The following is a 22,522-nucleotide window of genomic DNA, read 5'->3' as shown; positions in this document are numbered from 1 at the left end:
TATGTAGCTAACTTTGCGGTATGAAACAACAAATTTTACATCTTGATTTGGATACTTTCTTTGTGTCCTGTGAGCGATTAATTGATAGTCGTTTGCAGAAAAGGCCTTTACTTGTTGGAGGAACAGGTGATCGAGGTGTTGTTTCGGCATGTAGTTATGAGACCAGACGATTTGGAGTTCATTCAGGAATGTCTATGAAACTGGCTAAACGTTTGTGTCCCGAGGCTGTTGTGATTCGTGGTAACGCGTCTATTTACACTAAGTATTCCAATATGGTGACTGATATTATTAAGGAAAAGGTACCAGTTTTTGAAAAGGCCAGTGTGGATGAGTTCTATGCTGATCTTAGTGGTATGGATAAGTTTTTCGGAACGTATAAATATGCTTCGGAATTGCGTTCAACCATTATAAGGGAGACAGGTCTTCCAATATCGTTTGGGTTATCATCAAATAAAATTGTCTCAAAAGTAGCTACAGGTGAGGCTAAACCAAATAATCAATTACAGATTGGAGAAGGGTTTGAAAAATCTTTTTTAGCACCTTTATCGATTAAAAAAATTCCATCTGTAGGAGATAAAACGTATCAAGTACTTCGAAATCTTGGAATTGATAAAATTAGTGTGGTACAGGAGATGCCACTGGAGATGATGGTTAGTGTATTAGGTAAAAATGGAAAGACCATTTGGATGCGTGCAAATGGACTGGATAATCCACCATTGATTCCTTTTTATGATCGTAAATCTATTTCAATGGAGCGCACTTTTGAAAGAGATACTATAGATGTTTCGATGTTAAGAACTGTCATTTTTGCTATGGCTGAAAGTTTGTCTTACGGACTTAGGACTGGTGATAGAATGACGGGCTGTATCAGTGTTAAAATTAGATATGCAGATTTTAATACCTATACCAAACAGGTCAAAATTCCATATACCAATGCGGATCATATCATCATTCCAAAAATCATGGAATTATTTGATAAGCTCTATCAAAGACGCTTATTAATCCGGTTGGTTGGCGTGAAGCTTACGGATCTGGTAATGGGGAATTATCAAATCAATATGTTTGATGATTCTGAGCAAATGTTAAATCTCTATAAGGCTATGGATACCATAAGAAAACGTTATGGGGAGTTAAGTGTACAAAAGGCGGCTGCTATAGGTGCAAAGACCATAGGTAGATTAAGCAATCCTTTTAACGGGGAACCTCCAATACTATTGGCACATCGAAATCAGTAATGTATTTAAATTGTCATTCATATTATTCTTTAAGGTTCGGGACATTTTCAGAGATTGAACTTTTGGAGATGGCTGCAGCCCATGGTATAAAATCACTTGCGTTAACGGATATAAACAATACGTCAGCCTGTCTTAATTTTATTAGGAAGGCTAAAGACTTTGGTATAAAACCCATCGTTGGAATTGATTTTAGAAATGGTGCAAGCCAACGGTTTGTTGGAGTCGCAAGAAACAATGAGGGCTTTTATGAGCTCAACAGCTTTTTGTCTAAGCTTTCAATTAATAAGCAGGCAGTTCCGGATATGGCTCCGGAGTTTGAGAATGTGTTTGTTATTTACCCTTTAGAACAGGTAATGCAGCTGGAGAAAGTTCATTTTAAGCCCTATGAGTTTATAGGGGTTGGTGTAGAGGATCTCAGACGCTTGCCTTTTTCTATTTATAAAGGCTATACGGATAAGCTAGTAGTACAGCAGCAGGTAACCATTAGAAATAAACGGGATTTTAATGCTCATCGTTTGTTACGTGCTATTGATAATAATATACTACTTAGTAAGCTTCCTAAGTCAGAAGAATGTAGGGAGACTGATAAAATGTATACTCTCAATGAACTTAGAAAACGATTTGAGCAGTTTGATTTTATCTTAGGTAATACGGAGCAGTTATTGGAACAATGCACAATATACTTTGAGTTTGGAAATAACCGGATATCTCAAAATCAGAGCTTGTATTTAGAAAGTGTAGAAGCCGATTTTGAGCTTTTAAAGAAACTTTGTGAGGAAGGGTTTCCTAAGCGCTATTCTAATCCATCACAGAAGGTAAAAGAGCGATTAGAAGTAGAGCTGAAAGTTATTAGGGAAATGAACTTTGTGTCCTATTTTTTGATTAATTGGGACATTGTAAACTATTCAAAACAAAAGGGATTTGTACATGTGGGCCGGGGTAGTGGGGCTAACAGTATCGTAGCCTATCTCATAGGAATTACTGATGTTGATCCAATTGAGCTAGATTTATATTTTGAGCGGTTTATCAATCCTTACAGGACATCTCCACCAGATTTTGATATCGATTTTTCCTGGAAGGAGCGTGAAGAAATCACAGAATATATTTTTAGTCGATTTAAGAATGTAGCGCTTTTAGCAGTTTATAATACATTTAAGTATCGTGCTGTAGTTAGAGAATTGGGAAAAGTATTTGGGTTGCCTAAAGAAGATATTGATAAACTTAGTGTGGGCAGGTATCAAAAGCCCGAACAGGATGAATTTGGTGCTTTGGTCATTAAATATGGTACGTTAATACAAGGGTTTCCCAATTACGTTAGTGTACATTCCTGTGGTATTCTGATTTTGGATAAGCCTATTCATTATTTTTCAGCAACTGATATGCCTCCTAAAGGGTTTGCAACGGTGCAGTTTGATATGATTATTGCGGAGGATATAGGTATTTTTAAATTTGATATTCTTGGGCAGCGTGGGCTAGCTAAAATCAAAGATACACTTGAGATTATCAAATACAATAAGCCGGAAGCTCCACCAATTGATATTACTGAGGTAGAGAAGTTTAAAACAGATCCTAAAGTTAATGCCATGCTTAAAGAAGGTAAGGCTACCGGTGCTTATTATGTGGAGTCACCGGCTATGCGTGGTTTAATGCAAAAATTACAAACACAGGATTATTTAGGACTCGTAGCTGCCAGTTCAATTATTAGACCTGGTGTATCAAGTTCTGGTATGAAACAGGAGTTTATCAAACGTCAACGTCATCCAGAACTACGTAAAGAAGGACATCCTATTCTTTTAGATATTATGCCGGAGACTTATGGCATTATGGTATATCAGGAAGATGTGCTTAAAGTAGCGCATCAGTTTGCTGGTCTTACCTTGGGTGAGGCTGATGTGTTACGACGTGGTATGAGTGGTAAGTTCAGATCTCGGGCTGAATTTATAGCTGTTGAAGAAAAGTTTATTGCCAATTGCAGGGCTAGAGGCTATGATGATAATCTCACCTTTGAGGTATGGAATCAGATTAAGAGCTTCGCAGGATATGCTTTTGCTAAAGGGCATTCTGCTTCCTATGCGGTAGAGAGTTATCAGAGCCTTTATTTAAAGTGTTATTACCCTCTGGAGTTTATGGTGGCTGTCCTAAACAATGGAGGAGGTTTTTATAGTACAGAGCATTATGTGCATGAAACAATAAAATGTGGTGGACAGGTGGAAGCTCCTTGCATTAATCAAAGTGATCACCCTAATATAATCATCGGAACTACCATTTATTTGGGATTAGGTTATTTGAAAAACCTGGAGCATTATACAATAAAACGACTACTTACCGAGCGTAACTTTAATGGTCCATATATCTCATTAGATGATTTTATTGATCGTGTACAGATTAGTATTGAACAACTTACCATTTTAATCAGAATTGGAGCTTTTAGATTTACAGGTATTTCTAAAGCCACACTTTTATGGCATGCTATTTTTAAGCTGAATGCCAATAAACAGCGAACAGTTCAAAAGCAATTATTCAAACCGACACATAAATCTTTTATACTACCTAAATTACCTTCAAGTTGGATTGAAGACGCATATGATCAGATGGAATTACTTGGTTTTACACTGTATGATTATTTTAGTTTGATTAATGAACCTTTTAAGAACAGCATCCAGGCTAAAGCTATGAGTAGTCATATAGGACAAGAAGTACTCCTATATGGCAAACTTGTTAATACTCGTTTTCATGAAGCTTCCAATGAAAACTTAATGCGTTTTTGCACCTTTGTCGACAGAGAAGGTGACTATTTTGATACGGTACATTTTCATGATACAGTCCACAAATACCCGATTCATGGAATTGGTGTGTATGAATGCTATGGTAAGGTGATAGAGGAATTTGGGTTCTGTAGCATTGAAATACGTAAGACAAGAAAGCTAGACTTAAAACCTGATCCCAGACTGAATTAATATATTTTGTAACTTCATGACTATTAAAAATTTAAATATGTGTTTCCATATTTCAAATTGGCATGAACCAGCATTTTGGGAAAATAAATTTAAAGTTAGCGTAAGTGATGAACGATTAAGACCATTGATGAGTAATCCACATTATCATCTCAATGGTTTTTCACATCCTAATGTACTGGTAATTCCACAGGAGAAGTCGGATGTACTTGCTCCCGGGGTTTGGGGTATAGTTCCAACTGATAAAAATCCCGATGAAATTCTCTCTTATTATAAAGAAGCCCTTAATTATGGTTCAGGATTAAATGCACAATCAGAGAAGCTTTTTAATCATTTCATATATAGGGAATCTGTGATGACCAAACGTTGTATTATTCCAGTAGATGGTTTTTTTGAACCTCATGAGCATAACAAGAAAAAGTATCCATTTTATATCAAACAGAAGGAGGGTAAGGGATTAGCCTTGGCAGGCATATATACAGTTATAGGAACTTATATTACTTTTAGTATCTTAACCAAACAAGCAACCCCACTGTTTGAAAAAATACATAACATTAAAAAAAGACAACCAGTGATTTTACCTCCTGATCATGTAAAAGACTGGCTTTCGGACAGCCTTAATGAAACTGGGGTAAAGGAGTTGGTGAATTTAAGCTATCCTGAAGAGCAATTAGACACCTATACCATTAGCAGAGATTTGTTTAACCCAAAGATTGATAGTGATATAAAAACCATTTTGGATCCGGTTGAATACATAGAATTGCGAACTATAATTTAAGTTTTCCAAACTTATTGATTAGTAACCAAATCCATCAAATTTACAGCAATAAAACGATTGTCTTTAGTATCATATAAAGTGTCCCCAATAATAAAAGCGTTTAAAGTCACCTCAATTTCTGCAATTTGCTGCCCATCATTATTTATAACTAATGCCTTATTGTCTTTTGCGAAAAATTTTAAATCTTTAGTTTTCAGATAGTAAATATTCACATCATCATATTCTGTAGTTTTTGAGATATTCAATTCACTGTCAATTGTTAATGATTTATTCTGACTTGTAAAAACATATATTTTGGAGGTGTCGGTTTGTGGAAGACTTACCAAGTCCCCATTCTCGTTTTTTATAAAAACTTGATTCCCAATAAAATGTTTTAATTCTCCGTAAAGCTCTTCAGGAAATTCTTTTCCAGTAATTAGTTCCCCTGTTACCATTGAATATTTTTCAATTCTGTTTTTATATACTAGGAAAACCTCTCCATTTAGGACTTTGTAACTTAGAATAGGATTGTCTTCAATGTTTATTATTGTTAAGAATTTATTTTCTCCAGTCTGTTTGTCAAATGCTGCAAAAAATGGTTTACCAAAATTTAATGCTTTATTACCCATGAATGCCATACCCTTATTAATCATGAAAATTTGACTGTCATTGATGAAAATGGAAGATTTACTCGCTAAGTCTTTTGAAAAGGGGAATTTCCAGATAGTTGCACCCGTAAGTTTATCAATTTTTACCAGTTGTTCTTTTGATGCCATATAGATATTGGAGCTGTCAACTATCTTATTAGATACCACATCTCTCACTAAATTATTTCCGGAAGATATAAATCCGGTACCGGTGAGTAGTCCTAGACCAACACCAACTACATTTTTTACGACCGTTTCGGTATAGTCCTTTTTCCCTGTAATTGTATTGTAATCCCAACCTTTCCCTGTTTTTGTATCTAAAGAATGTAAACCGGCAGCAGCTACAACCAAGGTTGAATCGTTTGTGTAGAATACATCATTCCAACCATACTCACCATTTAGTTCTCTTTTCCAAAGGACCTGCCCATTATTTAAATCAATTCCTTCAAATTCATTTGAATTTACTTTTAACCCTTTTAAATTATATCCAAATCCAATATTATCAATTGGGGATACCAAATAAATATTGTTTTTAACTTCCCAAAGTTCATTTCCTGTATTGATATCTAGACAATAACTTTTATTAGATACCGTAAAGATCATTGTTTTACTGAATAGTTTTAGATTACTAGTTTGATATGCAATTTTTTTGGTCCACAATACTTTTTGGTTATTGATGTCATATTGGACAATTTGTCCTGTGCTGTTTAGCCATTTTCCATTTTTGCTTACACCTCTAAGTTGTGCGGTCAAAAATCCCGTTGTTGTATCAAGAAATATTTTATAAATTTCTTCTGGAAAAACATATTCAATTCCTTTATATGTTGAGCTGTCAATTAGACTTTTACCAATTGTTACGGGGTTGCTAAGGACTTGAATTTGATTTTTTTGACTAAAACTAATTAGTGTAACTAAAAATGATAGTCCTAGTACTATTTTTTTCATTTTTTCTAAATTAATAATCATCGTTAATGTACTATCATAGAATAAAACAGTTCAATTGAATTATATATTTTCAAGAATAGGACATTTAAGGAGGAATTCTAAATTGTTCCTTAAAGAGTACATATAATTGTCATTTTTTATCAAGTTACTTATTGCTTTATTCATAATGTAAACTACTCTTATTCCCATAAAATATAGTAGTTGGATACGCTTTATTTTTTTGAATTCTAATCAAGAAAGAACCTTATGTTACATTGTTTCCTATTTATTACGACAATCCTTACAATGTAGTAATGTAGCAACTTGTAGATTGAAATCAAGTAATCCCTTAATAGACGAGTAATTAATTTAATACTAATACACCAATTACTTTAGATTTAATAAGGATTTGGAGCGTTTAGTAAGATGTTAGCTAAATGGTGATTGGGTATATTAAAGTTAAGGAAAACATATTAAAATTGAATGAATTCCTACATAAAAGATTAGGATTAAATACGAAAAAATGTGTTTAGAAATTCCAATATTAAAAGGAATAGTAGTATTAAATTGTATTTCTTAATCTTTGATGATAATTTGTGGATTTACGGTAGTTATAAAAACATATACGTATGCAATTTTCATTTTCTATATTTTTTAAAAAGGATCAGTCTAAAGATTTTATCGACGCTTTTTGGTACCTTTAAGGTGTTAAAGTTTACCTTTTCTTTTGGTAAACTATACATGGGATTGAACATTAGAATAAGGTAATAGTATAAACTCAAAAGTGTAAGGAATACTTTTGAAAAGTAGAAGGAGACTAAAAAGATGACAACGCTTTTTATTAAAAATATGGTTTGCAACCGATGTATCATGGTTGTGCAAAGTGAATTGGAAAAATTAGGCTTAGGGATTAAAAAAATAAAGCTTGGGGAAGTGGTGTTGGAAAAGCCGTTAGACTCTGAACAGAAACATAGTATAGAGCAGATTCTAATTCCCTTAGGATTTGAAGTAATTGATGATAAAAAGAGTCAAATCATTGAAAAGATAAAGACCATTATAATTGATCAAGTACATCATGCGGATAATGAACCTAAAATGAATCTTTCTGATATATTATGTACACAATTGAACCATGATTATAATTACTTGTCTAATTTGTTTTCAGAGGTAGAAGGAACTACTATTGAGAAATATTTTATTGCTCAGAAAATAGAAAAAGTAAAGGAGCTTTTGGTGTATGATGAATTGTCACTAAGTGAAATTGCGCATAGACTTAATTATTCTAGTGTAGCCTATTTAAGTAATCAATTTAAGAAAGTTACCGGATTAACTCCTAGCTATTTCAAGCAAATAAAAGAAGACAAACGAAAACCTTTAGATCATTTGTAAATTTCACAAATCAATAGGAAAAGAAGGTGTGGAGGATTAGGGTATGTTGAGTCAACGAAGTCTTAGGAGCTTTAAAATATTAAAAGATTTCCTATATTTTATTATACTCATCTTTAGAAATATTTTTCATTTTACCATTTTTAAAAAGAACAAAAGATGTATTTATACTCCTAGTAGGTTTACTTCCGTTTTTATAATAAAAGGCATTTGTTTGAATAAGCCACCCATTGTTTTTTTTAATAAAGGATATGCTCGTAGATCTATTTACTAAATAAACAGAATTATTATAACTATATTGAATACCATAATTTGTATTAGTTACCATATCTGTTAATTCTTTATCCTTATAGATAATGTATCTTAAACCTGAGTCTTTAGTTTTAAAACTAATTTCATTAATAGTGAATTCTAAATTATCAAATAGTTCCGTTACTACCTCTAAGTTTTGATCCCATTTTTCAATTTTATTAATAGTCAAATTTTGAGAATAAATATTTATTCCTAACATTAACAAAGTAATTAAAATTATTTTTTCCATTTTATTTGTATATGTAATTATTACTATTGTTTTCCATTTTTAGACCAGTCTTTATCGGGATATGTGGCTATTGAATGATTTAATTTGGCTATTTCGGAGTAATGACGCCACCTGTTTCGGTCAAACTGCGCCACTTTGAAAGATCTTACAATGATATAAAAAAAATTTAAGCTTTAATGCTATTCAACTTTCCCTTTCTTAAAGATTCTCCAGTATTTAAATCTAATCGATGTGATGAGTTTACAATTCTGTCGAGTAATGCGTCAGCTTGCGTTCCATCTCCACCAATGATCTCATACCAGGCAGAGACTGGTATTTGGGTGACTATTATTGTTGATTTTCTGTTATACTGTTCATCAATAATATCCATTAAAGCGTTCCTAGCATGGTTGTCAAAACCTTGTAGCCCAAAGTCGTCCAATATCAATAAATTGGTCCTTACCAGTTTTTCCAACTCTTGTAAATAAATCCAATTACTTTTCCCCTGGAAAATTAGAAGTTAAATTAAAAGAATTTGTTCAGTTCTATAATTACCAAAAACATCACGAATCTATAAATAATCTCGTACCTGTTGATATGTAACATGGAAGAGCTCAGCGAAAATTAAAGCAACCTGAATTAATTAAATCAAAAATTTTATATAAGAAAAAACAATATCAAATTTTAAATTAGATTCAATACTCTCTTATTAATCAGTTCAAAAAGTTCAATTTCGACTGAAGACCTACACCATGGATCAACTTTTATATAAGTATCCACAAGATAAACCCAATCAGTTTTTACGAGTTGAAGATGTTGTTACTGCCATTATAAGTTCCGAGGATATTAAGAGTCAACCATGGAATAACTACATGTAAAATGCTATAGGTTAATTGGTAGAAAATGTTGACCACTCTATATTGTATGTTGTATAATACAAGTAGGTTGGTAACAGAGGTTAAAAAAAATAATTTATTTTTGATAAAGTTGTTATATAATAATCGAGGTCATAGGATTAAAAAGGAGATTAATAATCAAAGTACAGGAAGTTTGATAAAATCTGAATATTATGTTAGAGATGCTTCGGGAGGTGTATTAGCTATTTATAATGGCAGCACAGTTAGTGAACACTCTATTTTCGGAAATAGTAGATTGGGGGTTTATTTTCGTTCAGGCAATACCAGTACGTACGAGCCTACAGACCATTTAGGAAAGGTAAGGGCGTTGGTTGGAAGAACAGGAGGCACACCTGGGTTAAAAGGAGCCTCGGATTATTATCCCGGCCGGATGGCAATGCCTGGTAGAAATGTTGTTGGGGATTATAGGTATAATTACCAGGGCCAGGAACTTGACCAGGAGACTGGAAAGGTTGCATTCGAAGCAAGATTATACGACCCGAGAATAAACCGTTGGCTAACTGTTGACCCTGCACACGAGTTCTTTAGCCCATATATGGCAATGGGAAATAACTGGGTTAGCGTAATAGACCCTGATGGGCGTTGTACTACTTGTCCAGATAATGCCAAACCTGGAGATACTTTTAACCACCCTGAACTAGGAACAGTTACATTTACAGAGTCTGGAGGATGGACAGATGGAAATGGAGCATCAATATTAGATGATGTTGTTGTTTTTTCTGTAGGTAAAGATGCTACTGTTAAAGTTTTAACCGAAACAGATGGCATAGGTCATACTTATATACAAATAGGGAACAATATAGTTTTTTCAAATGGTAGATATAACGGTAGTGATTCACCATCTATGGGGGCTTATGGATTAACAGGAGATAATGTTTTAATAAAAAAGACAGGTCAAGAAGCTCAAGATTTTTTAAGTGATAGAACAAATAAGTATCCTACTACAATACAAACCGTTAATAATGTGAATGCAAGTGAAGTTTATAAAAACTTGAATAATAGGTATAATAATGGAGCATCTAATCCAAATGGAACAGGAGTTATAGATGGTAGATATAATTTGCTATTAAGCAACTGTACAACTTCTACAGCTGTAGCGTTAAAAGCAGGAGGTGTAAATGTTCACGCAATAGCGCCAAAAGCATTACCAGTACAAATTAATTTACATAATCAAGGAATAGACCCAAAACAGTATTTTGAAAATGCAAGATTTGAAGCATTAAGAGGCCCAAAATTTTAACACTATGAATATAATTAAAAAAATATTGTTGTTTGGTATTCCTTTGATATTAGTTTTCAATATTATTCTTTATATAAATACTTTTGTTAGTGAGAAATACGAAACTCAATTAGAGGGAATTCGTGATGACATTACAGAGATAGAAGTAGAAAAGAAAAAAGCCCAAATAGAAAGCCAACGTAAGACTATAGTAATAGCTTCGGTAGTTTTATCTATTACTTTTGTGGGCTTATTATTGATTAAAAAGAAAAATTAAGCATACATTAAGCATACGCTTTTTTAGCGTTAAAATCACGGATAAGAGCATCTATAGTAATATATATATGCTCTTTTTCTTTTGGGGTAAGTTTAGAGACTTGCTCAATACGTTTTAGTAGTTCGGTATCCAAAACTAAATCGGTACTGCCCACCAAATAATCCAAAGACACCTTTAGGGCATTGGCAATCTTTGTGGCCATCTCAATGGTAGGCTTCACTTCATTACGCTCATATCTGCCATAAGCATCGCCATTAATGCCGATAAGTTTACCGACATCAGCCTGCGAAAGCTTTTTTCTTTTACGTACCAATCCTAAACGTTCGCCAAAAGTCATAAATGTTTGATTTAATACAAGATATTGAGTTAAAATACAAATATAGAAACAAAATATGTAGTATAAAATTAAGTTGTGTTTGGCTGATTGATTAAGATATTGTGGTTTTGCTACATATATGTAGGCAAAAACTTTTTTTAATGAAATTACAAATCGATAGCACAGACCAATTAATCTACGAGAACGAAATACTACAATTAACGGTAGTGGGTGGTATCAAGTTAGAAGGTCTGGACAGGATGAGGAGTACCTTGAAAGTACAGTTACAACAAAGTAGGAGGCCACCAGTAAGGCATAATTTAGATTTATACAACGATACCCAATTAGAGAAGTTCATTAGAAAATGTGCGGAGCGGTTGGAAATAGGAACATCAATCATATCGGCCAGTTTAGGCGAACTCACGGAAGAACTGGAAAAATACAGGCTTCAAGAAATCAAAAACCGAGAAGAAAACCTAAAACCAAGATTTAAGAAAATATCGACCTTTTCAACGACAATCATGTAGAAAAACTGGTACGGAAAACAGCCGAGCACGTTGAAATAGGAACATCGATTGTTAGACGAACATTTTATGAACTGACCATCTAAATGGAAACCTATCGCCTATCACAGCTTGGCTGTGAAGATGAAAACAAGTTTACCATTAGGGAGCTTACCAAAAGGTGAGAAACCGAAGCACTCGAACTGTTCAAAAAACCAAACCTTTTTCAGCTTACCAATGACCTAATCCAAAACAGAGGAGTTATCGGTGAGGAATCTAACAGGCTTGAAATGTACGTTATCTCTACAAGCTTAAAGAGCAACACTCCATTGCATTATATCAGCTTAGGAAGTTTTGGAATGGGAAAAAGCATCTGTAAAGCAAGGTTACAGAACTGATGCTAAGGAGTAAAACTACTTTTCGTCAGCAAATCGATTTTAGTGACAAAAGATAGATTAATCTTATTTATAATAAGAAGGTACTATTAGTTAGGACTTCTACATTAAATTCTTTAAATCATTTGTAAATTTTACAAATCAAATACAAAATTCTGTAATAGCGTATTCTACAATTATAACCAATTTTGTAGTATTAAATTAAAGCACTAAAAATGGCAACTAGAGATATTAAAGAAATCGTTTATCTTCCATTGGAAGGTGTTGAAAGCGAACATTGTGCAATGATTATTGACAAGGGGTTGGCCCAGGTTAAGGGAATAGAAACCCATAAGGTAGAATTAAACAATCGTAGAGCCGCCATAACTGTCTCCAAAACGGAAGTAGTAGGGGAAGCGGTTAAAGCAATTAAGGAATTAGGATATGATGTTGTAACAGTAAAAAAACCTTTCCGGTATTAGGGATGACCTGCGCATCATGTGCTAGTAGTGCGGAAAGCATTGTAAAATTTCAGTCAGGGGTAGTTGATGCATCCGTTAATTTCGCAACAGGGAATCTTACTGTGGAATATCTCCCAAATATGATAAATGCCAGTCAGCTTAAACAAGCTTTGCAATCTGTGGGTTATGATTTGTTTGTAGAGCAGGAATCTAACCAACAGGAATCAATAGAGGCAATTCATGCTAAAAAATATGAACTGCTAAAAACTAAAACTATTTGGGCCGTTATTTTGTCTATTCCAGTGGTGGTTATTGGAATGTTTTTTATGGATATGCCTTATGCCAATCAGATAATGTGGTTGTTTTCAACACCTGTAATCCTATGGTTCGGAAAGGACTTCTTTATTAATGCCTGGAAGCAAGCAAAACATCGTTCCGCAAATATGGATACTCTGGTAGCTCTTAGTACTGGGATTGCCTATGTATTTAGTGTATTTACCATGTTGTTTGCTGATTTCTGGCACCAAAGAGGGCTTGAAGCGCACGTTTATTTTGAAGCTGCAGCAGTTATTATTGCATTCATACTTCTTGGTAAATTATTAGAAGAAAAGGCTAAGGGGAATACGTCATCAGCTATAAAAAAGCTTATGGGGTTACAACCTAAAACAGTTACAATAATTAAAGGTGATGGGACAGAAGTTCAAACTGCTGTTGAGTTAGTGGGTGTTGGCGATATAATCCTGGTGAAACCTGGAGAAAAAATTGCGGTTGATGGTATGGTTACCTCAGGGAGCTCTTATGTAGATGAAAGCATGTTAAGTGGAGAACCTGTACCTGTTTTGAAAAAAGCAGATGAGAAGGTGTTTGCCGGAACCATTAATCAAAAGGGGAGTTTTCAGTTTAGGGCGGTCAAGGTTGGTAAAGAAACAATGCTTGCTCAAATCATTAAAATGGTTCAGGATGCACAAGGTAGTAAAGCACCTGTACAAAAATTGGTCGACAAAATTGCAGGCATATTTGTTCCTGTGGTTATGGGTATTGCCATCCTTACTTTTATTTTATGGATGGTTATAGGTGGTGAAAGTGGTGTTGTACATGGTCTTTTGGCTGCCATTACAGTTTTAGTTATTGCATGTCCCTGTGCTTTAGGATTGGCTACACCTACAGCTATTATGGTAGGAGTAGGCAAGGGGGCAGAACAGGGTATATTGATTAAAGATGCAGAAAGTCTAGAATTAGCAAAGAAGGTGGATGCCATTGTTTTAGATAAAACTGGAACCATTACCCAAGGCAGACCCGAAGTATCCGGAATACTTTGGTTACATAATGATGAAACGGCCAATAAAATCTTAGTGAGTATTGAGAAACAATCAGAGCACCCACTAGCAGAAGCTGTCGTTAAATTCTTGGATGGAGTTGAAACTGCCGAGTTGACCTTGTTTGAAAGTATTACAGGTAAAGGAGTAAAAGCAACTTATAATAATGAGACCTATTATGTGGGAAATAAAAAGTTACTCAAAGAAAACAACATTACTTTTGACAACCACCTAGAAAAGCAAGCCGAAGAATGGGGAAAACAGTCCAAAACGGTGGTTTGGTTTTCAAATAGTAAAGAAGCTTTAGCTGTAATTGCAATTGCTGATACTATAAAAGAAACTTCTTTTAGCGCCATTAGGCAACTACAGGAAATGGGAATAGATCTTTATATGTTAACTGGCGATAACGAAGCGACAGCAGAGGCTATTGCTAAGCAAACAGGTATTAAACATTTCAAAGCAGAGGTGCTACCACAACATAAAGCTGCTTTCGTAAAAGAATTACAAGATAAAGGGAAGATTGTCGCTATGGTGGGAGATGGTATTAATGATAGTACTGCCTTGGCAACTGCTGATGTGAGTATCGCCATGGGTAAAGGGTCTGATATTGCGATGGATGTGGCCAAAATGACGATCATTTCATCAGATCTTACTAAAATTCCACAAGCTATTCGACTTTCAAAACAAACAGTGGCGACCATCAAACAGAATTTGTTTTGGGCATTTATCTATAACCTTATTGGAATCCCAATCGCTGCTGGGATTTTATATCCAATTAATGGATTTTTACTAAATCCAATGATTGCAGGTGCGGCAATGGCACTTAGTAGTGTGAGTGTGGTGAGTAATAGCCTTCGCTTGAAATGGAAAAAGTAACTATGTAAATTTTACAAATCAAATCTAAAATTACGTAAGACATAGAAAAAGTATTTTGGTGAAATTTGTAATATATAGAACAATTAAAAATGAATTAAAATGACAAATAAGGATTTTCAATTTAAGACCAATCTTTCTTGTGGAGGATGTGTGTCAAAGGTTCAATCAGATCTAGATAATGCAGAAGGAATCTGCCATTGGAATGTGGATACTAATAATCAGGATAAGATACTCACGGTTAGTTCTAAAGGTATTAGTGAGGACGAAATAATAGCGATTTTAAAAAGTAAAGGCTTCGCAGCAGAGCCTATAGTGTAATTAAGAAAGGAGTGACAGTCTATTGGAGATGTGAGTTACTCCTTTTTTATTTAACTTAAGAGGTTTATTGACAGTTAATTAGATAATAATAGAACGAAATGAAAAAGGATACTGAAAATAAACTATTAAATAAAAATACCAAGCCTACCAGTATGCGTATTTTGGTATACGATTTTCTAGCGGCCCAGAAAGTAGCTCTTTCGTTATCTGAAATTGAAGAGCAGCTTCATTTTGCAGACAGAATTACCATCTATAGAACCCTAAAAACTTTTGAGGAAAAGGGTATTATTCATGGCGTACAGGAAAATTCAACAACCAAATATATACTGTGTAGTGATGATTGTGGTGAAGATACCCATAAGGATTGGCATCTTCATTTTTATTGTAAAATGTGTAAGCAAACCACTTGTAGAGAGCATATTATATTCTCTGAAGGTATGGCCGGGGAGTTTAGAATTGATGAAGTTCGGCTTTTTGCCAAAGGCATTTGCGAAGACTGTTTAAATGATAGTTTGCAATAGTATTGCATAGGAAAGGCTGTTACTTTTGTAGAAAAATAATAAATAATGAATTCTCATAAAGATAGTAACAGTACTTGTAATGGGCATGAACACCAACATGAACATGTAGCTTATAGTAATACAAAGAAAGATGGTCTGACTTTGGCCTTTTGGCTAAACCTTTTCTTTTCAATAATAGAAGTTATTGGTGGTATACTTACCAATTCAACAGCAATTATTGCGGATGCTTTTCATGATTTTATGGATGCGGGTGCAATCGGACTTGCCATCTTAATGGAAAAAATATCTGGTAAGAAGCGTACCTCAAATTTTTCGTATGGCTATAAACGTTTTTCATTATTATCAGCTTTAGGGTTATCTATTTTTCTATTAGTAGGTTGTATTACGATGTTAATTGCGGCTTATAATTCTTTTATAAACCCAAAAGAAGTTCATAGTATAGGAATGTTATGGTTAGCTGTTTTAGGACTTGCTGTAAATGGGTTTGCATTTTTAAGAATAAAAAATGGAGGTGATGGCCATCATCATGGTCATAGTCATGGAGGTCATAACCATAATAGCCAGTCTATTATGCTTCATTTGCTGGAAGATGTTTTGGGATGGGCAGCTGTATTAATTGGATCTGTAGTAATTTATTTTACAGGTTGGAACTGGATAGATGGAGTCTTAACTATAGGTATAGCATTATTTATCGGCTTTAATGCCTCTAAAAATCTTGTGAGAACAATAAAAGTAATGTTGCAGTCTGTTCCAGAAAATGTAAACTTACATCAACTGCAAACTGAATTACAGCAGATAGAAGGAGTTACTAATATTCATGATATTCACGTGTGGACTTTAGACGGCAGTTATAACGTGGGTTCGCTGCATGCAGTGGTAAGTCATACAACGGTAAAGTCAGGTCAAGATATCCTGAGTGATATTATTGTTGTGATGCAAGAGTATAACATTCAGCACCCTACAGTGCAGATTGAAACCATAGATAATCAATGCCAGTTTTTAGGTTGCTGAAAATCTATTCCCTGGCTCAGGTAAATGGAGAGACTATGTTCTCTCTTTTTTAATTAAAAAATAGTTATAATGATTTAAAACTGGCGTTGGTTTCTTCTATGACATCCAAATAGGATAGGGAGTCTGATAGTGTATAATATGATGTAGCTGTAAATTCAATATTTCCCTGGTATATCATCTGAAAAATGCCGTAGCCCACGGCTCTTGAATAAGTGTTTTCAGTAATGCTGTCTTTCTTTTTATCGTCATAAAATTGTACTCCAATAAGCTCTGAATAGTTGCTGGGATTTATTAAAATGACAGAAGAAAATTCAGAGGGAATAAATACTTCGTTGTAGTCTCCATGTGATTTCGGGGGTTTGGAAATAAGCTTTTGAAGTCTTTGGTAAAGTAGTGATTCTTGATGGCATCTGATAGATTCTAATTCATAGAAATCATTTTCTTTGGTAATGGTAAAAGAAAGATGTTCATATTTAGAATTTGACTCTATAAGTTGGATTTTGAGGTCGCCGTAAAAGTTAAGTTTATCTTTTAACTCATTGAGCACTTCAATGCAATTGTCTATAGCAGTTCTCAGTTCCTGTTCACTTACGTTTTCTATGAAAGACCAATTCATGGTGTTATAGGACTCAATGACTAGATCAACATGGTGTCTTTTTAACTGGATTCTAAGTAGATCCAATGCATCCATGTGAGCAATTTCTTGTTTATATAGCTGGTCGAAACTAGGTCCATCCAAATAATCAGAAGCTATGTCTTTGGCACCTACTATTTTTTTGGCATCAAAAAATGTGACAAAAGTGATTTCAGGGCGGTTAATTTGATAGACCTCCACTGAGAACATATTTGGGTTCATATTGCCTTCGTTGAAAAATCGTTTTAGGTTGGTGAAAGCAAGTTCGTTTGGATAATTCTTGGTTAAAAAATCACTAAAATTCTTCTCAGCTTGTTTTTTACTTACACCTCCAATAAGTGACCAACCAGATTGACGACAAGATACTAAGAGTAAGGTTAGTATAGCAATTCCTAAAAGGAGATACTTATAATTTAATTCCAATTTTACTGTCTTTTTTTGTTTTAAATGTACAAACAAATTTTAGGGGATTGTCGTTTTTGTTTTTTGAGGTTATAATTTTTAACGTTTCGATAATTGATAAATCAATTTTTATATTCTGGTTTTTGCATAAAAAAGCTTTCACAGTATTTTTCTTTTAACAACTTAAGTAGGAATTATGCATTGAATGTTTACAATTTCTTGTCTTTTTTTTAATACTTTTAGCCCGATTTATTCCCCTTATAATGACTAATGATATTACAGATACAAAACTTATTGCCTTAATTTCCGAAGGAAATGAGCTTGCCTTTAAGGAGCTATATGATCGGTATGTAGAAAAAATGTTTTTGTATGCTGTCAATGTCTTAAATGATAAAGAAATATGTGAGGATCTTGTTCAAAATATATTTATTTCTATTTGGACAAAGCGGGAGGAGAATGAGATCGATAATGTTTCTGGTTATTTGTTTAGGGCCTTAAAATTTCAAATTTTTAAATATTTAAGAGACCGTAAACTTTCCCTTCAAGATGTGACTCGGATGAACCTTGTGGATGTTTCAATGGGGGTAGATAGCGCAATGGAATATGACGAACTTGAAGCTGTGATTAACGGACTTATTGATCAGCTTCCCGATCGATGTAAACAAATTTTTATCTTGAGCAGGTTAAAAAATAAATCCAATAAAGAGATTGCTGCAGAATTGGATATTTCTATTCAGGCTGTTAAAAATCAAATTTCAAAAGCTTTGGGAATACTAAGAGCTCATTTGAAAAAGGAGGAGTTTCTTTACAGCAATTTTCTTCCCATTATTTCACTGTTATTTTAGTGTGGACATGTACCCCTTTGGACTTCTAGGTACTATTAATAGGAACATATAATTGTTTTAATAATCTAACTAATAAGATGGGAGCAGTAAAGCTTCACTTTTTTAGTTATGCTTGACTACATTTTAAACCATGTAGTGCTTTTTATTACAACAATCTAGTTCTATTTAACGACCAATTAATGTACCAATGAAAGAAAAATTACTTATTCTACTTGCCCTTCTTATTACCTGTACTTCTTTATCCCAAATCCATGATCCCGTAAGTTGGAAGACATCTGTGGTTAAATTATCCGATACGGATTATGAATTGATTTCAACGGCCACTATTGAAGAAGGGTGGCATTTGTATTCTCAGACAGTAGGTGATGGGGGGCCAGTGCCTACTACCTTTACCTATACATTCACTGATCAATTTAAATTGGTAGGAAAAACTAATGAAGATGATGGCTTCTCAGCACCTGAACCTGCCTTTGACAATATGGTTATTTCTTACTTTATGGATAAGGCCACTTTTGTTCAGCGAATATCACTTTTGAATTCTTCGGTGAATAAAATTATGGCTACAGTTGAGTATATGGTGTGTAATGATGGCCAATGTTTACCTCCTGAATATAAGGACTTGGAATTTGTGCTATCGGATACTATTCCTTCAGCCCAACAAGATGAAAACTCCAATCAAAATGAATTGACAGTATCTATTGAGGATAAAGTGTTAACCACCTCAAATACCACCCCCCAACGAGGCCTATGGTCGATATTTATCATCGCTTTTTTCTCTGGTTTTGCGGCTCTTTTAACTCCATGTGTGTTTCCGATGATTCCGATGACGGTTAGCTTTTTCACCAAGCAAAGTAAGACCAGAGCCAAGGGGATCAAGAATGCTATTTTGTATGGGATCTCCATTATAGTGATCTACGTACTTCTAGGCTCGTTAATCACAGGAATCTTTGGAGCAGACTCCTTGAATGCCCTTTCAACCAATGTATGGTTTAACCTTTTGTTCTTTTTGTTGTTGCTGGTCTTTGCCGCCTCTTTTTTAGGAGCCTTTGAAATCATGCTACCCAACTCATGGGCCAATAAGGTAGACCGGCAGGCCGACAGAGGCGGGCTACTAGGGATTGTCTTTATGGCCCTGGCTCTAGCCATAGTTTCCTTCTCCTGTACCGGTCCTATTGTAGGTACCCTTCTAGTAGAGGCAGCCAGTAAAGGGGGAATCGCCCCCATCATAGGGATGCTCGGATTCTCTTTGGCCCTAGCCTTACCCTTTATGCTATTTGCGATGTTCCCCGGCTGGTTAAACAGTCTCCCAAAGTCAGGAGGCTGGTTAAACACAGTGAAAGTAGTACTGGGCTTTTTAGAACTAGCCCTAGCCTTTAAGTTTTTATCAAATGCCGATTTGGTATTACAGTTACACCTATTGGAGCGAGAAGTATTTATCGCCATCTGGATTGCTATATTTGGGACCCTGGCCTTTTACCTATTTGGGAAGCTTCAGTTACCCCATGATTCCCCTGTGAGTCATATCTCTGTGGGACGACTAGGTCTAGGCCTTTTAGTACTATCCTTTACCATCTATATGATCCCTGGCCTTTGGGGCGCCCCATTAAACCTTATCAGTGCCTTTCCACCCCCACAGCACTATAGTGAATCCCCTTATGGAGTGGGGTATACCCAACTAAGTAGTGGCGGTGTTGATGTAACCGGAGAGAACTTGCCAGAGGGAGCTCATCTACTGGCCCCACATAATATCGTCGCCTTTACCGATTATGACAAAGGACTAGCCTATGCCAAGGAAGTAGGCAAACCAGTGATGCTAGACTTTACCGGCCATGCCTGTGTGAACTGTCGCAAGATGGAGCAGCATGTATGGGTAAAGCCTGAGGTACTGAGCATTCTAAAGAATGAAGTGGTGCTAATCTCATTGTATGTAGACGACAAGCGAGCTTTAGAGGCAGATGAAGTGGTAGACTCGAAGCTTCGCCCTGGTAAGAAGTTGAAGTATATAGGTCAGAAGTGGAGTGAGCTACAGACGCTGCGATATCAGACCAACTCACAACCTTTCTATGTTCTTATGGACCATCAGGAGGAGAATCTGAATACGCCCGTAGGCTATACCCCAGATGTGGAGGCCTACCATAACTGGTTACAAGAAGGAATCTCCCAATTTAAATAACATGATAAACATGTAAAACCGCTTAAAATCTTAATGATTTTAAATTTGAATTAGCAAGCAAAGGCTGTGAGACACTCACAGCCTTTATTTTTTTAATTGGTTTTTAATTAAGTTCAAAGACTTTTAATTGGAATTTCTGCTGATACACCATTAACATTCTACAAGTTTATAATTAGTGATTTGATAATGATTTTTTAATAAGGCTTTGGTATTACGCATTTAGTTTTGCATAAAACTGTCTAAGATGTCCTATGTTTCAGAAGAGGAAAAGATATTAGCTTTTATCAAGAAAAGAAATGATGAAGGTATAAAGCTACTATTTGAACTGTATTTTGATGAGCTATTTAGGTATTGTTACTCACTGATTAATCATAAGGAAGATAGTGAAGATATCGTCCAAATCATTTTTATTGACCTTTGGGAAAAGGGATATAAAAGGGACATTAAGAGTTTAAAATCATACCTGTTTACAGCATTAAAATACAGGGTATATTCGTATTGGACCAAAAAGGAAACCATCACTGATTTAGTTGATGAGTTTAATGAAATTTTGGTTTCTTATGAATTAAACGAAACCTTAGAGAATAAGGAGCTGGAAAATTCTATTTATTCAGCGATAAAATTACTTCCGCCTGCCTGTAAAAAAATATTTGAGTTAAGTCGTTTTGAAGACTTATCGCATGATGAAATAGCACAAAGGTTGAATATTTCAAAGCAAACAGTTAAAAATCAAATCAATAGTGCTGTTAAGTTTATAAGGGTACACTTGAGTATGAGTTAAATTAGTACACCTTCTATTTAACCTCAGTGTTAACAGACGAACCCGAATGTCAACATATGGTGAAATCTAAATTTAGCCATAGTACTTTTTACTTTTTTTAAGGACTTCCATAATAGACAGTATAAAATAACTGTAAATGGAAGAAAAAGAGTTTAGGGATTTATTGAATAGATCCAAATGGGGTAAGACTAGTGAGCATGAGGAACAAATTCTCAAAAAGTTTTTAGAGACAAAATTAGAATCTAATCAGGACATCAGTATTGACAATGCAAAACAGCGGGTATTAGAGGCTACAATTTTTGAGATTAAACTTAGGAAACGAAAACGGCTGTTGTCTAATGCCTTTAAGTATGCAGCTACAATTGTATTGCTTATTTATGGTGGGTTTGAAATTATTTCAAATGGGATTTCTCTAAAGGATAATCAAAATTACTTTGTTGAAGTTTACACTGGAGATGGAGAACGTAAAACGGTCATTTTGCCTGATAGCTCTACAGTGGTATTAAATGCAAATAGTTATTGTAGGTATTCAACGAAAACGAATACACCTCAGAGGGAAATAGCGCTAAAAGGAGAAGGATTTTTTAATGTCAGACCTAATAAAAAAAGACCTTTTATAGTACATACTTCACAAGTTAAAACTACTGTTTTAGGAACAAGTTTCAATGTGAATTCTAGCCAATCTTCAGCTGTCATATCCGTTGCCACTGGTAGGGTTAAGGTAGAAAGTCTTCAACACGATTTTACTCCGGTTGAATTAATTAAAAATGAACAAATAAACTATAACGCTACTACTAGAATAGCACAATTGGCTCAAGTAGATGCGATTTATATCAGTGATTGGAGTAGAGGGATTCTTCATTTTCAAAACACTCCTTTTATCAAAGTTATCGAGGATTTAGAACATTGGTATGGAGTTTCCATACATCTTAGGTCAACTGATTTTAATAATCGGACCATTACTGGAAAATATGAAGGCAAATCAATCTCCTTCGTATTGGATGATTTAAGTTTTATGTTGGATTTAAAATATGAAATTAAAGAAAGTATGATTTTAATAAGTAAATAAAGTGTAACCAAAGACCTTAAATTATGATCTAGATGCCCATAAAAAAACCGGAGGATGTTGACGCAGCTCCGGTTTGAAAGAAATTA

At 34.6% G+C, this 22,522-nt stretch carries 20 protein-coding genes and 1 pseudogene; 16 read left to right on the top strand and 5 right to left on the bottom strand.

What is annotated here, in order from left to right:
• The first annotated feature begins 20 nt into the window (after positions 1-20).
• From PT603_RS06900 to PT603_RS06890, 3 genes are read left to right on the top strand one after another with little or no spacing between them, the layout of a single operon-like run.
• Positions 21-1,235, top strand: a complete 1,215-nt coding sequence (locus PT603_RS06900; RefSeq protein ID WP_008240276.1) for a DNA polymerase Y family protein — start codon at positions 21-23, stop codon at positions 1,233-1,235.
• Positions 1,235-4,192, top strand: coding sequence for a DNA polymerase III subunit alpha (locus tag PT603_RS06895; protein WP_008240278.1), 2,958 nt, complete (start codon positions 1,235-1,237; stop codon positions 4,190-4,192). The genes PT603_RS06900 and PT603_RS06895 overlap by 1 nt, the downstream gene beginning before the upstream one ends.
• A 37-nt stretch (positions 4,193-4,229) precedes the next feature.
• A complete protein-coding gene (locus PT603_RS06890) occupies positions 4,230-4,967 on the top strand; it encodes an SOS response-associated peptidase (RefSeq protein ID WP_008240279.1) in 738 nt (245 codons plus the stop codon).
• Between the two features lie 11 nt (positions 4,968-4,978).
• On the opposite strand, the gene PT603_RS06885 is transcribed toward PT603_RS06890, so the two are convergent.
• Complete coding sequence (locus tag PT603_RS06885; protein ID WP_162097727.1) at positions 4,979-6,538, bottom strand: PQQ-binding-like beta-propeller repeat protein; 1,560 nt, start codon at positions 6,536-6,538, stop codon at positions 4,979-4,981.
• Positions 6,539-7,342: 804 nt separating this feature from the next.
• On the opposite strand from PT603_RS06885, the gene PT603_RS06880 reads away from it, so the two are divergent.
• The gene (locus PT603_RS06880; RefSeq protein WP_040488798.1) at positions 7,343-7,906 is read left to right on the top strand and encodes a helix-turn-helix domain-containing protein; all 564 of its coding nucleotides are present in this window, start codon (positions 7,343-7,345) and stop codon (positions 7,904-7,906) included.
• A 91-nt stretch (positions 7,907-7,997) separates the two neighbouring features.
• Here PT603_RS06880 and PT603_RS06875 read toward each other — a convergent pair whose 3' ends face one another.
• Positions 7,998-8,444 carry a hypothetical protein gene (locus PT603_RS06875; RefSeq protein WP_008240285.1) on the bottom strand — a complete coding sequence of 149 codons (447 nt, stop codon included), beginning with the start codon at positions 8,442-8,444 and terminating at the stop codon, positions 7,998-8,000.
• Positions 8,445-8,610: 166 nt separating this feature from the next.
• A complete protein-coding gene (locus PT603_RS06870) occupies positions 8,611-8,898 on the bottom strand; it encodes an ATP-binding protein (RefSeq protein WP_238531037.1) in 288 nt (95 codons plus the stop codon).
• Positions 8,899-9,175: 277 nt separating this feature from the next.
• Here PT603_RS06870 and PT603_RS06865 point away from each other — a divergent pair, with 277 nt between their 5' ends.
• The 3 genes from PT603_RS06865 (at position 9,176) to PT603_RS06855 (ending at position 10,836) form a co-directional block, all read left to right on the top strand.
• Entirely contained in the window at positions 9,176-9,301 is a 126-nt protein-coding gene (locus PT603_RS06865) for a hypothetical protein (protein ID WP_262489172.1), read from the top strand.
• 100 nt (positions 9,302-9,401) lie between these two features.
• On the top strand, positions 9,402-10,580 hold the full coding sequence (locus tag PT603_RS06860) for an RHS repeat domain-containing protein (RefSeq protein WP_162097728.1): 1,179 nt from the start codon (positions 9,402-9,404) through the stop codon (positions 10,578-10,580).
• 4 nt (positions 10,581-10,584) lie between these two features.
• A complete protein-coding gene (locus PT603_RS06855; RefSeq protein ID WP_008240291.1) occupies positions 10,585-10,836 on the top strand; it encodes a hypothetical protein in 252 nt (83 codons plus the stop codon).
• A gap of 7 nt (positions 10,837-10,843) precedes the next feature.
• Here PT603_RS06855 and PT603_RS06850 read toward each other — a convergent pair whose 3' ends face one another.
• Entirely contained in the window at positions 10,844-11,173 is a 330-nt protein-coding gene (locus tag PT603_RS06850) for a helix-turn-helix domain-containing protein (RefSeq protein WP_008240293.1), read from the bottom strand.
• 140 nt (positions 11,174-11,313) lie between these two features.
• Between PT603_RS06850 and PT603_RS06845 the strand changes: the two genes are divergently transcribed.
• The 5 genes and pseudogenes from PT603_RS06845 to PT603_RS06825 all read left to right on the top strand — a co-directional run bounded on the left by PT603_RS06845 (position 11,314) and on the right by PT603_RS06825 (position 16,532).
• Positions 11,314-11,679: a hypothetical protein gene (locus PT603_RS06845; protein ID WP_008240296.1), complete on the top strand. Its 366-nt coding sequence runs from the start codon at positions 11,314-11,316 to the stop codon at positions 11,677-11,679.
• Between the two features lie 586 nt (positions 11,680-12,265).
• Positions 12,266-14,682 (top strand): annotated as a pseudogene (locus PT603_RS06840) (heavy metal translocating P-type ATPase).
• Positions 14,683-14,781: 99 nt separating this feature from the next.
• The gene (locus PT603_RS06835) at positions 14,782-15,000 is read left to right on the top strand and encodes a heavy-metal-associated domain-containing protein (RefSeq protein WP_008240300.1); all 219 of its coding nucleotides are present in this window, start codon (positions 14,782-14,784) and stop codon (positions 14,998-15,000) included.
• A gap of 98 nt (positions 15,001-15,098) precedes the next feature.
• Complete coding sequence (locus tag PT603_RS06830) at positions 15,099-15,521, top strand: Fur family transcriptional regulator (RefSeq protein ID WP_008240302.1); 423 nt, start codon at positions 15,099-15,101, stop codon at positions 15,519-15,521.
• A gap of 45 nt (positions 15,522-15,566) precedes the next feature.
• Positions 15,567-16,532 (top strand): cation diffusion facilitator family transporter, encoded by a 966-nt coding sequence (locus tag PT603_RS06825; RefSeq protein ID WP_008240304.1) that lies wholly within the window; start codon positions 15,567-15,569, stop codon positions 16,530-16,532.
• A 64-nt stretch (positions 16,533-16,596) separates the two neighbouring features.
• Here the strand turns inward: PT603_RS06825 and PT603_RS06820 are convergent, their stop codons facing one another.
• Positions 16,597-17,589 carry a hypothetical protein gene (locus PT603_RS06820; RefSeq protein WP_040488802.1) on the bottom strand — a complete coding sequence of 331 codons (993 nt, stop codon included), beginning with the start codon at positions 17,587-17,589 and terminating at the stop codon, positions 16,597-16,599.
• 242 nt (positions 17,590-17,831) lie between these two features.
• Between PT603_RS06820 and PT603_RS06815 the strand changes: the two genes are divergently transcribed.
• The 4 genes from PT603_RS06815 (at position 17,832) to PT603_RS06800 (ending at position 22,436) form a co-directional block, all read left to right on the top strand.
• Positions 17,832-18,413, top strand: coding sequence for an RNA polymerase sigma factor (locus tag PT603_RS06815; RefSeq protein WP_008240308.1), 582 nt, complete (start codon positions 17,832-17,834; stop codon positions 18,411-18,413).
• A 187-nt stretch (positions 18,414-18,600) separates the two neighbouring features.
• Positions 18,601-20,586: a protein-disulfide reductase DsbD family protein gene (locus PT603_RS06810; protein WP_276924532.1), complete on the top strand. Its 1,986-nt coding sequence runs from the start codon at positions 18,601-18,603 to the stop codon at positions 20,584-20,586.
• Between the two features lie 244 nt (positions 20,587-20,830).
• Entirely contained in the window at positions 20,831-21,367 is a 537-nt protein-coding gene (locus PT603_RS06805; protein WP_008240344.1) for an RNA polymerase sigma factor, read from the top strand.
• Between the two features lie 136 nt (positions 21,368-21,503).
• On the top strand, positions 21,504-22,436 hold the full coding sequence (locus tag PT603_RS06800) for a FecR family protein (protein WP_008240341.1): 933 nt from the start codon (positions 21,504-21,506) through the stop codon (positions 22,434-22,436).
• Positions 22,437-22,522: the final 86 nt, after the last annotated feature.

It is taken from the genome of Imtechella halotolerans (assembly GCF_028743515.2).
In the GTDB taxonomy this organism is placed as follows: Bacteria; Bacteroidota; Bacteroidia; order Flavobacteriales; family Flavobacteriaceae; genus Imtechella; species Imtechella halotolerans.
This window is presented reverse-complemented; position numbering and strand designations above follow the sequence as displayed.